This window comes from Roseococcus sp. YIM B11640 (assembly GCF_049727625.1).
Classification (GTDB): Bacteria; Pseudomonadota; Alphaproteobacteria; order Acetobacterales; family Acetobacteraceae; genus Roseococcus.
In genome coordinates this window covers 532,512-545,738 of the sequence record NZ_JBBJOZ010000002.1, presented here as the reverse complement: position 1 = coordinate 545,738, position 13,227 = coordinate 532,512, and the positions used below count along the sequence as shown (strand labels likewise).

The window sequence follows — 13,227 nt, the reverse complement described above, 5'->3', positions numbered from 1 at the left end:
CGGAGCCGCCTCGCGCGGCCCGTGCCTGTTCCGTTCGCCAAGGCCTCTCCCGATGTCCCGCTCTCTCCGCGCCGTTCTCTGCGCGCCCCTCTTCGCCTTCTCCGGCCCGGCCTGGGCCCAGACCGCCGGCCCCTCGGCCACCGACCTGCCGGAGATGCAGGTCACCGCGCCCGCCTCCGCGCTGACGGTGCCGAGCAATGCCGAGGCGCAGCAGCGCCTCTGGTCCACGCCCGGCGCCAACAGCATGGTCCCGGCCAGCGGGTTCCTCGACCGCCCGGGCACCACCGGCATCCGCGACATGCTGGAGTATACGCCCGGCGTCTTCGCGCAGCCGAAATGGGGCGAGGACACGCGCCTCTCCATCCGTGGCTCCGGCCTCGCCCGGAACTCGCATCTGCGCGGCGTCCGGCTGTTGCAGGACGGCATCCCCATCAATCAGGCCGACGGCAGCGGCGATTTCCAGGAGCTGGATCCGCTCACCTTCCAGCGCGTCGAGGTGCTGCGCGGCGGCAATGCCTTCGCGCTGGGCGCCAACACGCTGGGCGGCGCCCTCAACTTCGTGACGCCCACGGGCCACGACGCGCCGGGTGGCAACATCCGCATCGAGGGCGGGACGAACGGCTTCCTGCGCGGCCAGGTCTCGGGCGGCATGGTGAAGGGGCCCTGGGACGGCTGGGGCAGCGCGACGATGCTCACCCAGGACGGCTGGCGCGACCACAGCGGCGGGCGGAGCGACCGGCTCAACCTCAACGTCGGCTATCGCATCGCGGACAATGCCGAGACGCGGCTCTTCTTCGCCTACAACTCCCTCCAGCAGGACATCCCGGGCGCGCTGACCCGCAGCCAGGCGCTGCAGACGCCACGCATGGCCAATCCGGCCAATCTCGCCCTCAACTATCAGCGGAACATCGAGAGCTACCGCCTGGGCTCGCGCACCGCCATCCAGCTGGACGGCGCGCTGGTGGAGTTCGGCGGAAGCTGGGTGACGCGGCACCTGATCCACCCGATCTTCCAGTACCTCGACAACCAGACGAACGACTTCAACCTCTTCGGCCGCGTGACCGCGGATGGGCAGGTGGCGGGGCTGCGCAACCGGCTCGTCGCCGGCTTCAACTACGCCTACGGCACCAACGACAACCGGCGCTTCGTGAACCTCTCCGGCGTGCGGGGCGCGCAGACCTATTCCTCCTGGGACACGGCGCAGACGGTCGACGGCTATGTCGAGAACAGCCTCTATGTCCTCCCGCGCCTCGCGGTGGTGACGGGCGTCGCGGGCGGCGAGGCCATGCGCCGCAGCGACAACCGCCTGAATGCCTCGCTGGGCGGCGAAGGGCGCTGGAACTGGATCAATCCGCGCGCCGGCCTGCTCTGGCAGGTGACGGACCAGGTCCAGGCCTTCGGCAATCTCAGCTGGTCCACCGAGCCGCCGACGATGAGCGACCTCGTGGCCCTGGTGCCGCTGGGCGGCTTCTCGCTGCTCAAGCCGCAGCGCGCGACGACGCTCGAGATCGGCTCGCGCGGCACGGCCGGCGGCATCACCTTCGAGGCCTCGGCCTACCGCTCCTGGATCGACAAGGAGATCCAGCTCTTCGTCGGCGCCGTCTCCGGCACCAGCTACGCCCGCAATGCCGACCGCACGATCCACCAGGGCATCGAGCTCGGCGCCAGCGCGGAGGTCGCCCGGGCGCTGTTCAACCCGCGCGACAGCGTGACCCTGCGTGGTGTCTACACCTTCAGCGACTTCCGCTTCGACGGCGACGCCACCTATGGCGACAACCAGCTGCCTGGCGCGCCGCGCCATGTGCTGCGGGCCGAGGCGCGCTACCGCCATCCCTCCGGCTTCTGGGTCGCGCCCAATCTCGACTACGTGCCGGAGGGCTTCTACGTCGACAACGCCAACACCACCCGCACGGACGCCTACTTCCTCGTCGGCCTGCGCGCGGGCGCCGAATTCCTGGACGGGCGCCTCGGCGTCTTCCTGGAGGCGCGCAACCTGGCCGACCAGCGCTATATCTCGTCGGCCTCCGTCACGCCCGTCGCCGCACCGAACGCGGCCCTCTTCGAACCTGGCCTCGGACGCTCCGCCTATGCCGGCGCGCGCTTCCGCTTCTGAAGGAGCCCCTGTCATGAAGACGCTTCTTGCCGCTCTTCTCCTCGCCGCCCTCCCGGCGGCGGCCCCCGCGGTCGCCCATGTCACGCTCGAGCCCGCCGAGACGCGGGCCGGGAGCTACACGCGCCTCGCCTTCCGCGTGGGCCATGGCTGCCAGGGCGCGGCTACCACCGCCATCGAGGTGGCGCTGCCCCAGGGCGTGACCACCGCGCGCCCCATGCCCAAGCCCGGCTGGGAGATCGCCATCGAGCCCGGCGCCTCCGTGGCCTGGCGTGGCGGCCCGCTGCCCGACGCCTGGTATGACGAGTTCGTGATGATGATCCGCGCGCCGGAGGCCGAAGGGCCCATCGCCTTCCCGGTTACCCAGCGCTGCGGCGAGCAGGTGGCGGCCTGGACGCAGGTCGCGGCCCCGGGCGAGGCCCGGCCGCGCTCCCCCGCGCCGCTGCTGCGCTTGGTCCAGGCGCCCGGCGCGGCCGCACAGGGGCCCATCCGCGTGGAGACCCCCTGGACCCGCGCGGCCGGGCAGGGGATGCAGGGCGCCGGCTTCATGACGCTGCGGAACACGGGCACCGAGCCGGACCGCCTCGTCTCCGCGACCACCCCGGCCGCGCAGCGCGTCGAGCTGCACACCAGCCTGCGCGAGGGCGACGTGATGCGCATGCGGCCCGTCGAGGATATCCCCGTGCCCCCCGGCGGCAGCGTGAGCCTGGCGCCGGGCGGCCTGCATATGATGCTCATGGGCCTGACCCAGCGGTTGGAAGCGGGGCAGAGCGTCCCCGTGACCCTGCGCTTCGCCCGCGCGGGCGAAGTGACGGTGCAGCTCCAGGTCCAGGCGGCGGGCGCGCGCGGGCCGATGCAGGGGCACCAGCACTAGCTGGGCCCCCGCGCCTCGGCGGCCCGACGGCCTTCCCGCCGCGATCGGGAGCTCCCGGGCGGGTCGCCTTTCACCGGCGGGCGTTTCGCGTATCCTGCCGGCGAACAGAGGGAACCCCGACCATGGACGGCATGCAGGCCGAGGCGACGACGCCCATTCTCACCTTCGAGGGCGCGCGCGCGACCATCCGCCTCAACCGCCCGGCCGTGCACAACCGCATCGAGCCCGCGGACCTGCTGGCCCTGATGGCGCATTTCGAGGCGATCGAGGCCAACCCGGATGTCCGCGTCGCGGTGCTGACGGGGACGGGCAAGTCCTTCTCCTCCGGCTACCACCTCGGCGACCTCGCGAGCCGTCCGGATGCCGAGGTGACCGGCCAGGACGGGCCGAGCTTCGAGGCCATGACGAACCTGCTGGAGAACCTGCGCGTTCCGGTGATCTGCCGGCTCAACGGCGGCGTCTATGGCGGTTCGACCGACCTCGCCTTGTGCTGCGACTTCCGCATCGGCGTCGATACCTGCGAGATGTTCATGCCGGCGGCGCGGATCGGCATCCACTACTACCCCTCGGGCATGCTGCGCTATGTGAGCCGCCTGGGCCTCAACGCGGCCAAGAAGCTGTTCCTCACGGCCGAGAAGATCCTGGCGCCAGAGATGCTGGCGATCGGCTACCTGACGGAGATGGTTCCCGCGGCCGAACTGGATGCGCGGGTGGATGCGCTCGCGAACCGCCTCGCCTCGCTGGCGCCGCTCTCGGTGCAGGGCGTGAAGCGCAGCCTGAACGAGATCGCGCGCCAGGAATTCGACGCGGAGGGCGCGGTGTTCCGTGCCCAGGCCAGCCAGCGCAGCGAGGACGTGAAGGAAGGCCTCGCCGCCTTCCGCGAGAAGCGGGCGCCCGTCTTCAAGGGACGCTAGTAGAGCGCCCGCAGCTCGTCGAAGGCGCGGTCCAGATCGGCCTCGCCATTATAGCCATGGAAGCTCACCCGGATGCGGCCGCGGCCGTTCCAGGTGAGCACGCCCTTCGCCTCCAGCGTTTTGACGGCCTTCGCCGCCTCGGGATGCGGCAGGCAGCAGCTCGCGCCGTGGAACTCGGGCGTCATGACCGGAAGCTGCGCGTCGAGGCAGCGGCGCCGCAGCTCGCCCGCGAGGCCGGTGACATGCGCCTCGATGCCCGGGTGCTGCGCCAGGTAGTCGAGCGCCTCGCCCAGCACATAGACGCCCGCGTGATTCGGATTGCCGCGGCAAAAGCGCATGGCGTCGGGCACGAGGCCGACCGGGTTGCGCCAATCCGGCCGTGCCTGGCTGGCCATGGAGTACCAGCCCGCGCTGCGCGGCGCCCAGCCGGGCTGGCGCGCGCGGTTCCAATAGGCGATGGCGATGCCGGAGATGCCGAGCAGCCATTTATAGCTCGCGGCGAAGGCGAAATCGGCGATCCCGGCCTCGATCGGCATCCAGCCCGCCGACTGCGTGTGGTCCACCACCAGCAGCGCCCCATGGCGGTCCGCCACCGCGCGCAGCGCCGGCAGGTCCGCGCGCTCGGCATTCAGGAAGCTCGTGCTGCTGACGGCGATGAGGCGCGTGCGCGGGCCGGTGGCGGCGGCGATGCCCGCGACGCCCTCGGCCACGCGGAGCGTCACGCCCGGGCGCAGCGCGAAGGGCGCGGCCAGCGATGGGTATTCGATGTCGGGCACGACGACCTCGTCGCCCTCGCGCCAGTCCAGGCTGTCGGCGAGCATGGAGACGCCCTCGGCCACCGAGGAGACGAGGCCGATATCCTCCTGCATGCAGCGCCATGCGGAGGCGATCCGGCGGCGCAGCGCCAGGATCTCTTCCTCCTGCCGGGCATCGCCCGCGGGGCCGTCTGACTTGTCGGCCAGGTAGCGCGTGACGGCATCCGCGGCGCGTCGCAGCGCCGGCGTCTTCCCGCCCGCACACAGATGCGCCACGCCGGGCACGATGTGGAAGTCGTCGCTGTCAAAAAGGGCATCCATGCCATGAGCATGGGCTTTTCCGCGCATTCACGGCAATCCCGCCTGTGTCAGGGCCCGGAATGCTGCCTATAAGGTGAGGAAGCCATTGGTCCGGGAATCTGGTCGCGCATGTCGATCCACGTCGCCCTTACGCATCGCACCAGCTACACCTACGACCGCGCGGTCACGCTAGGCCCGCAGACCATCCGGCTCAGGCCCGCCCCTCATGCGCGCACGCCCATCCTGGCCTATTCGTTGAAGATCGAGCCCCAGCCGCACTTCATCAACTGGCAACAGGATCCGCAGGGCAATTTCCAGGCCCGGGTCGTCTTCCCCGAGCGCGTCACGCATTTCGACGTGACGGTGGACCTCGTCGCCGATATGGCGACCATCAATCCGTTCGACTTCTTCCTCGAACCCGACGCCGAGCACTATCCCTTCGCCTACGACCCCGTGCTGGACCAGGAGCTGGCTCCCTTCCGCAAGCTGGAGCCCGCGGGCCCTCTGTTGAAGGCGCTGCTGGCCGAGATCCCGCGCGGCAAGCAGCGCATGGTGGACATGCTGGTCTCCATCAACCAGCTCGTGCAGTCGCGTATCTCCTACATCGTGCGCATGGAACCGGGCGTCTGGGAGCCGGAGCGCACGCTCGGCGAGGGCAGGGGTTCCTGCCGCGATTCGGGTTGGCTGCTGGTGCAGACGCTGCGCCACCTCGGCTTCGCCGCGCGTTTCTGCTCGGGATACCTGATCCAGCTTGTGGCCGACCAGAAGCCGGTGGATGGCGGGGCGGAAGGCCCCACTGCCGACTTCACCGACCTGCACGCCTGGGCCGAGGTCTACCTGCCCGGCGCCGGCTGGGTCGGGCTCGACGCGACCTCGGGTCTCATGGCGGGCGAAGGGCATATCCCGCTGGCCGCGACGCCGGAGCCACAATCGGCCGCCCCCATCTCGGGGCTGGTGGAGAAGGCCGAGACGGAATTCGACTTCGAGATGTCGGTGACGCGCCTGCGCGAGACGCCCCGCGTCACCAAGCCCTACACGCCCGAGACCTGGGCCGCGATCCGCGCGGCGGGCATGCGGGTGGATGAGGCCATCGAGTCCGGCGGCATGCGCCTGACCATGGGTGGCGAACCCACCTTCGTCGCCTCCACCGACCGCGACGCGCCGGAATGGAACACGGATGCCCTCGGCCCCACCAAGCGCGCCTATGCCGGCCGCCTGCTGCGGCGGCTGATCCCGCTCTGGTCCAAGGGGGCCGTGATCCACACGGGGCAGGGCAAGCAATATCCTGGAGAGCCGTTGCCGCGCTTCGCGCTCTCGGCGCATTGGCGCGTGGATGGCGAGCCCGTGTGGCGCAACCCGACGCTGCTGGCCTCGGACGACGATACGGGCCGAGCGACGCAGCGAGAGGCCGCGGATTTCGCGAAGCTGCTGGCCGAAAGGCTGCAGGTCCCACCCGACCTCGTGCGGCCGGCGCATGAGGACATTCACTACTACCTCTGGCGCGAGAGCCGGCTGCCGGCGAACGTGGTCGCGGAGGACAGCAAGCTTCGGGACAAGCTGGAGCGCGCGCGCTTCGCGCGCCTCTTCCGCGGCGGCCTCGCGACGCCGACAGGCTCCGTCCTGCCGCTGCGCCGCGTGATTCAGGGCGGCGAGCGGCGTTGGCAATCCGGGCGGTGGTTCTTCCGTGACGACACGCTGTTCCTGACCCCGGGCGATGCGCCTATGGGCCTGCGCCTGCCGCTCAGCTCGCTCCCCTGGATCGATCCGGAGGAGTTGATGATGGAGGCGGACAGCCCCGTCGACCCCTTCGCGCCTGAGCGGCCGCTGCCCTTGCTCGACCAGATTCGCGCCTCGCTGCGTCTCGATCAGGGGCTGGAAGGCGAGCTGCCCGCGGACCAGCGGCCCACGCCGCAGCCCGCGCCGGAGGTGGGGATGGACGACCCTGCCCAGGTCCGCACAGCGCTTTGCGTCGAGCCTCGCAACGGGCTGATCCATGTCTTCTTCCCGCCGCTCTACGACGCGGAGGATTGGCTCGCCCTTATCGCCGCCGTGGAGGCGACGGCGGAGGAGACGGGCAACAAGGTGTTCATCGAGGGCTATCTGCCGCCTTCCGATGCCCGCCTGCGCCACTTCTCCGTCACGCCGGACCCCGGCGTGATCGAGGTGAATATCCATCCCGCCCAATCCTGGCCCGAGATGGTGGAACGTACCGAGCAGCTCTACGAGGAAGCGCGGCAGACGGGCCTCTCGGCCGAGAAATTCATGCTGGACGGCAAGCATGTCGGTACCGGGGGCGGCAACCATGTCGTCATGGGCGCGGCGCGCGCCGAGGACAGCCCGTTCCTCCGCCGGCCGGACCTGCTGCGGAGCCTCGTCTCCTTCTGGCACAACCACCCTTCGCTGAGCTTCCTCTTCAGCGGGCTCTTCATCGGTCCCACCAGCCAGCATCCGCGCGTGGACGAGGCGCGCATGGACGCGCTGCGCGAGCTCGAGATCGCCTTCGGCGAGCTCGACCGCATGGGCGGAAATCCGCCCCCCTGGATGACCGACCGGCTGTTCCGCAACATCCTCGCGGACATGACGGGCAATACGCACCGGACCGAGTTCTGCATCGACAAGATGTACGATCCGAACTCGCCCAGCGGGCGCCTCGGCCTGGTGGAATTCCGCGCCTTCGAGATGCCGCCGCATCCGGAGATGAGCCTCGCGCAGATGCTGCTCATGCGCTCGGCGCTCGCCGCCTTTTGGCGGGTGCCCTACCGGCGCTCGCTGGTGCGCTGGGGTACCGCGCTGCATGACCGCTTCATGCTGCCGCACCATGCCGAGGAGGATTTCTACGGCGCGCTGGAGGAGGTCGGGCAGCTCGGCTTCCCGCTGCAGCGCGAATGGTTCGCGCCGCACCTTGAATTCCGCTTTCCCAAGATCGGCGAGATCGCAGCCGAGGGCATGACGCTGGAGCTGCGCGAGGCGCTGGAGCCCTGGCACGTGCTCGGCGAGGAGCAGGCGGCCGGCGGCACCGTCCGCTACGTGGACAGCAGCGCCGAGCGCGTGCAGGCCAAGGTCTCGAACTGGGTGCCGGAGCGCTACCTGCTCGCCGCTAACGGCGTGGCCGTGCCGCTTCAGCCCACCGGCCGCGCGGGCGAGTTCGTGGCCGGCATCCGCTTTAAGGCCTGGGATCCGCCGTCGGCGCTGCATCCCTCGGTCCGGGCGCAGGGGCCGCTGGTGCTCGACATCCACGACCGCTGGACGGGACGCGCCATCGGCGGGATGACCCATCAGGTGGTCCATCCGGGCGGCATGGCCTATGAGAGCTTCCCCGTGAACGCCAATTCCGCCGAGGCGCGCCGCCGCTCGCGCTTCTTCCCCTATGGCCACCGGCCGGGCGCCACCGTTCTGGCCGAGCCGCAGCGCAGCCTGGAGCATCCGTGCACGCTCGACCTGCGCGCCTTTGCGGGGACGGCGCGCGGCTGATGGACGGCCATGGCTAAGCTCTACGGTGCAGGCCCGGACGAGATGGTCTCGGGCGCCGGGCGCATCCGGGGCCATTGGCGCGCCCTGATGGGGCTGATCGGCAGCCTCGGCCGCCCCGCCATTGTCGAGCGAGGGCAAAGGCTGGCGCGCGCCATGGCGGATGACGGCGTGGCCTCCCTGCTGCCGGGCGCGGCGGCGGGCGGCCTTTGGCGGCTCGACCCCGTGCCGCTGCCGGTCATGGCGGAGGAGTTCGAGGCCCTGGCCGCCGGCATCGTGCAGCGCGCGCGTCTGCTGGAGGTCGTGTTGGCCGATCTCTACGGCCCGCAGACGCTGCTGGCCGACGGGCATCTGCCCGCGCCCTTCGTCTTCGGCAGTCCTGCCTTCCTGCGGACCGCGCGCCGCAGCTCGGCGGGTCCGCACCGGCCCTTGCTGCACCTCTATGCGGTGGACGTGCTGCGCAGGCCGGATGGAGCCTGGGCGGTGCTGCAGGACCGCACGAGCCTCTGTTCCGGCCTCGGCCAATTGCTGGAGAACCGGCGGCTGCTGAACGCCGCCATGCCCGAGTTCTTCCACACCGTTCAGCCCCGCTCCATCGCCGGCTTCTTCGAGCTCTGGCAGGAGGCGCTGAGCCGCCTCGCGCCGCATGGCTTGCGGGATCCGGCGACGGCGCTGCTTTCGCCGGGCACCCGGGATCCGCATTGGTACGAGCACATGGTGCTCTCGCGCGAACTGGGCTGTGCGCTGGTCGAGACGGGCGATCTCACCATGCGCGGCGGCTCGCTCTTCCTGAAGACGCTCGCGGGACTGGAGCCGGTGGATGTCGTGCTCTCGCGGGTTGATGCCGCGACGCTCGACCCGCTGGACCAGCCGGAGGCCAATGCCGCCGGTGGCGTGCCTGGCATCCTGGACGCGGTGCGCCACGGCGCGCTGAGCGTGCTGAACGCGCCGGGCAGCGCGCTCGGTGAGGCGCCCGCGCTGCCCGCCTTCCTGGATCACCTTTGCCCGCTGCTGCTGGGCGAGACCCTGATGCTGCCCTCGCTGCCGACTCATTGGCTGCCCGGCGCCGGCGCGCCCTTGCCGCCGCTGCCCGACGGCTATGCGGAGTGGTGCTTCCGGCCGGCCGGGCAGGGCGCGGCCCCGGAGCTCTTCGACCGGCCGGGCGTGACAGGGCAGGGCGGTCTTGCCGCCATCGCGCTGCCGCCGCTTCCGGTGGCGCCCGCGCTGGACGGCGCGGGCCTCAGTCCCGAGCCCTTCGTGCTTCGCCTCTTCGCCGTCTCGGACGGAACGCGCTGGCAGGTGCTTCCGGGGGGCCTTGCGCGCGTGGCACGGGAAGGCACCCGGCTCACGGGGCGCATGCCGGGCGGCGGCTGGTGCAAGGATGTCTGGGTGCCGGCCGACCCCTCCGAGGCCATCATCGGACCCGCGGCCCAGGCCGGGCCGCCCATCCCCATACGGCGCACGGCCGGCGCTATCCCTTCGCGGGTCGCGGACAATTTCTATTGGCTGGGCCGCTATGTGGAGCGGCTGGACCGCGCCGCGAGGCTCATGCGGGCCACCATCTCCCGCCTCAAACGCGGCGCGCCGCTGCCGCGGGAGCTGGCCGAGCTCCAGACGCTCGCCATTTGCCTCGCGGAAGCTCAGCTCGTGAACGGCGAGTCCCGGCCGAGCGCCGGCAGCCTGACGCCGCTCGCCGATGCGCTCAACCGCGCCGCCCTGCCGGCGATCCGCGATTTGCAGGGGCGCATCGCGGGGCTGATGGAATCCGTGCGTGACCGGCTCACCGCCGATATGCACGCGACCTTCAAGCAGACCCTGCGCGATGCCGAGGCCGCGCTCGACGGCGGCCCCTTGGCGCTGCCCGATCTCGGCCGCGCGCTGCTTCCCTCGCTCCGCTTCGCCAATGCCGTGGCGGGCATCGCCTCCGAGAACATGGTGCGCGGCGGCGCCCGGCTGTTCCTGGAGCTGGGCCGGCGGATCGAGCGCGCGCAGGCCGTGGCGGGCGAGGTCGCCATCGCGCTGGATGGGCCGCCCGCGCGCATCGAGGCGGGGCTGCGCCTGATCCTGGAGCTGTGCGACAGCGTCATCACCTATCGCAGCCGCTACCTCGCGGTCCTTCAGCCTGCCCCGGCGCTGGACCTGGTGTTGGCGGATCCGGCGAACCCCCGGGGCCTCGCCTTCCAGCTGGAGGCGATACGCTCGGCGCTCCTCGAGATCGCGGGCGGGGCGGATGCGGGGACGGCTGCCGAGGTGGCGCGCGTGCTGGCGGAGACGCAGGCCTTCACGCCGCGCCTGCTGGCGGCCCCCAACCAGGCCGAGGAGGCGAGCGGCCGGCTGCCGGAGGAGCTTCGCCGCATCGCCGCCGCGATCCGCGACATTTCCGATCAGATCGGGCGCCGCTACTTCGCCCTCCTGCCGCCGGCGCGCGCCATCGGCGTCGACATGGGCGAGGCCGTGGTGCTGGAGGCCTGATCCCTGCCGGGGATGGATGGCGGCAGGGGGCCGCATGCGGCTAAATGGCCCCATGAGCCCGGCCAACCTAAGCGCATGATCTACTGCCTGCGGCACCGCACGGCCTACGACTACGCGCAGACCGTGGACCTCGCGTCGCATCTGCTGCACCTCAAGCCGCGGGCGCTGCCGGGCCAGCGGGTGATCCAGGCGCGGCTTACCTGCATGCCGAAGCCGGATCATCACACCGAGACGCACGACCATTTTGGCAATGCGGCGACACGGCTTTTTCTCGTTGCGCCGCACACGAGTTTCGAGGTGACGGTCGACTCCGTGATTGAGGTCGATTTTCCGCCGCCGCCCGAAGCCGAAGCCACGTGGGCGTGGGAGGAGGTCGCGGCGGTGGCCGGTGGCGCCGAGACGGCCGATTTCCTGGGCCCCACCACCTTCGTACCCCTGCTGGAGGAGGCGCTGGCCTTCGCGCGCGTCTCCTTCCCGGCCGGGCGGCCGGTTCTGGCGGGGCTGCTCGACCTCAATGCCCGCATCCGGTGCGAATTCACCTTCCAGGCGGGCGTCACCAGCATCACCACCCCGATCGCCGAGGTGCTGCGGACGCGGCGGGGCGTCTGCCAGGATTTCACGCAGGTGATGCTCGCGGGGCTGCGGGGCCTCGGCCTGCCGGCGCGCTACGTGTCGGGCTATGTGCGGACGCGCCCGCCGCCGGGCCAGGCACGCCGCCGCGGCGCGGACCAGTCCCACGCATGGGTCTCCGCCTGGATGGGGCCGCGCGACGGCTGGGTGCAGCTCGACCCCACCAACGGCATCGTGGTGCGGGACGAGCATGTGCTGCTCGCCTGGGGGCGGGACTTTTCCGACATTTCGCCGCTCCGGGGCGTGCTGCTCGGCGGCGGCGCCCATCGGCTCGAGGTGAATGTGGACCTGGAGCCGGAGACGGTCGCCTTCTAGCGCCCGATCCGTGGAGGAGGCACCGCCGGAGCGGCGAATCAGCCGCTCTCTAAAGGTCGAGCTGGGTCGCGACGTCGGAGAAGAGGAAGCCGGCGAGCCGCGCATCCGCGCCGGGCGCCGCGCAGAGCAGCGCGCCCACCGGCATGCCGGTCGCGTCGTCCAGCCCGGCCCGAAGGGTCGCGATGGGACCGCCGAGCGCCGTAAAGGGAATGACGAAGGAGGGGTCGCCCGTCGTGCCGTCCTGGGGCGCAACGTCGGGCGCGGCTGGCAGCAGCAGCAGGTCGTTCGGGCCGAAGCCCGCCCAGAATTCCTGCCGGAAGCGGGCGAGCTGCGATAGCGCGGCCAGATAATCCGCGTCGCTGATCGCGAGACCCTCCGCGATATCCCCCGCCAGCCGGTCGCCGACGAGGTCGAGCGGCAGGCGCGCGTGGGTGCGTCCGGCCTCTGCCAGCAGCACGCGCCGGTGGACGAGCAGGACCGCCTCCAGCGCCACGGAGGATTCGGCGCGGGAGACGCGCAGGCCCGAGGCGCGAAGCCTGTCGGCCAGATCGGCGACTTGCGCGAGGGTGCCCGGCGCGGCCAGGCGCGAGATCAGCGCGTCCTCCAGCACGAGGATGCGCGGCGCGGCCGCACGAGGGCCGGCGAGGCCGAGATGCGCCGCGCCATAGCCCGCCGCGAGATAGGCCGCGTCCTGCGCCGACGCACCGAAGGCGCCCACCGTGTCGAAGCTCGGGGCCAGCGGGACCACGCCGACGCCGCCGACCGCGAGGGTGGAGGGCTTGAAGGCCCCGGTGCCGGTATAGCCCGCCGGCCGGTTGACGCTGCCGGCAGTCTGCGTGCCGAGCGCCAAGGGCGCCGTTCCCGCCGCGATCGCCGCGCCCGAGCCAGCCGAGGACCCGCCGGGCGTGCGCGAGAGATCCCACGGATTGCGGGTCGGCGGGACGGGGGCGAAGTAGGCGAATTCCGTCGTATGCACCTTGCCCAGCACGATGGCGCCGGCCGCCCGCAGGTGGGCGACCACGGTGGCATCGGCGGTCGCGGGCTCGGCATCCGCGCGGGAGGCGCTGTTGGCGCGCGTGGGCAGGCCGCGGACGTCGATCACATCCTTCACGGCGACCGGCAGGCCGTGCAGCGGGCTGCGCTTCACGGATTCGGAATCGAGCGCGCGGGCGGCGGCCAGCGCCTCGTCGGCGAGCACATGCACCCAGGCCTGCACGTCGGCATCCACCGCGGCGATGCGGTCCAAGTAGCGGCGCACCAGGGCCTCGGCCGTCAACTCACCCGAGCGGATCGCGGCCGACAGGTCTCGCACGCGGCCGGCATCCTGAACAAATGGGCTCAAGCTCATTCCCCTCCGAAGCGCCGGCAGCGTGTCACTCCCCGGGGCGG

General features: G+C 71.6%; 8 protein-coding genes. 6 read left to right on the top strand and 2 right to left on the bottom strand.

Going from position 1 to position 13,227, the window contains the following annotated elements:
* The first annotated feature begins 52 nt into the window (after positions 1-52).
* From WJM96_RS10030 to WJM96_RS10020, 3 genes are all read left to right on the top strand, one after another.
* Positions 53-2,113, top strand: coding sequence for a TonB-dependent receptor family protein (locus WJM96_RS10030; protein ID WP_424812342.1), 2,061 nt, complete (start codon positions 53-55; stop codon positions 2,111-2,113).
* Positions 2,114-2,126: 13 nt separating this feature from the next.
* Positions 2,127-2,984 carry a copper chaperone PCu(A)C gene (locus tag WJM96_RS10025; RefSeq protein ID WP_424812341.1) on the top strand — a complete coding sequence of 286 codons (858 nt, stop codon included), beginning with the start codon at positions 2,127-2,129 and terminating at the stop codon, positions 2,982-2,984.
* Between the two features lie 122 nt (positions 2,985-3,106).
* On the top strand, positions 3,107-3,898 hold the full coding sequence (locus WJM96_RS10020; RefSeq protein WP_424812340.1) for an enoyl-CoA hydratase/isomerase family protein: 792 nt from the start codon (positions 3,107-3,109) through the stop codon (positions 3,896-3,898).
* Here the strand turns inward: WJM96_RS10020 and WJM96_RS10015 are convergent.
* Complete coding sequence (locus tag WJM96_RS10015; RefSeq protein WP_424812339.1) at positions 3,895-4,974, bottom strand: aminotransferase class V-fold PLP-dependent enzyme; 1,080 nt, start codon at positions 4,972-4,974, stop codon at positions 3,895-3,897. The genes WJM96_RS10020 and WJM96_RS10015 overlap by 4 nt on opposite strands.
* A gap of 108 nt (positions 4,975-5,082) precedes the next feature.
* On the opposite strand from WJM96_RS10015, the gene WJM96_RS10010 reads away from it, so the two are divergent.
* The 3 genes from WJM96_RS10010 (at position 5,083) to WJM96_RS10000 (ending at position 11,838) form a co-directional block, all read left to right on the top strand.
* Complete coding sequence (locus WJM96_RS10010; protein WP_424812338.1) at positions 5,083-8,424, top strand: DUF2126 domain-containing protein; 3,342 nt, start codon at positions 5,083-5,085, stop codon at positions 8,422-8,424.
* Between the two features lie 9 nt (positions 8,425-8,433).
* Entirely contained in the window at positions 8,434-10,893 is a 2,460-nt protein-coding gene (locus WJM96_RS10005; protein ID WP_424812337.1) for a circularly permuted type 2 ATP-grasp protein, read from the top strand.
* Between the two features lie 75 nt (positions 10,894-10,968).
* Positions 10,969-11,838 (top strand): transglutaminase family protein, encoded by an 870-nt coding sequence (locus tag WJM96_RS10000; RefSeq protein WP_424812335.1) that lies wholly within the window; start codon positions 10,969-10,971, stop codon positions 11,836-11,838.
* Positions 11,839-11,887: 49 nt separating this feature from the next.
* Here the strand turns inward: WJM96_RS10000 and WJM96_RS09995 are convergent, their stop codons facing one another.
* Positions 11,888-13,150: an amidase gene (locus tag WJM96_RS09995; protein ID WP_424812333.1), complete on the bottom strand. Its 1,263-nt coding sequence runs from the start codon at positions 13,148-13,150 to the stop codon at positions 11,888-11,890.
* Positions 13,151-13,227: the final 77 nt, after the last annotated feature.

Coding starts and splice junctions, on each gene's coding strand:
- WJM96_RS10000 (WP_424812335.1), top strand. CDS start 10,969: ATGATCTACTGCCTGCGGCACCGCACGGCCTACGACTACGCGCAGACC.
- WJM96_RS10020 (WP_424812340.1), top strand. CDS start 3,107: ATGGACGGCATGCAGGCCGAGGCGACGACGCCCATTCTCACCTTCGAG.
- WJM96_RS10005 (WP_424812337.1), top strand. CDS start 8,434: ATGGCTAAGCTCTACGGTGCAGGCCCGGACGAGATGGTCTCGGGCGCC.
- WJM96_RS10015 (WP_424812339.1), bottom strand. CDS start 4,974: ATGGATGCCCTTTTTGACAGCGACGACTTCCACATCGTGCCCGGCGTG.
- WJM96_RS10025 (WP_424812341.1), top strand. CDS start 2,127: ATGAAGACGCTTCTTGCCGCTCTTCTCCTCGCCGCCCTCCCGGCGGCG.
- WJM96_RS10010 (WP_424812338.1), top strand. CDS start 5,083: ATGTCGATCCACGTCGCCCTTACGCATCGCACCAGCTACACCTACGAC.
- WJM96_RS10030 (WP_424812342.1), top strand. CDS start 53: ATGTCCCGCTCTCTCCGCGCCGTTCTCTGCGCGCCCCTCTTCGCCTTC.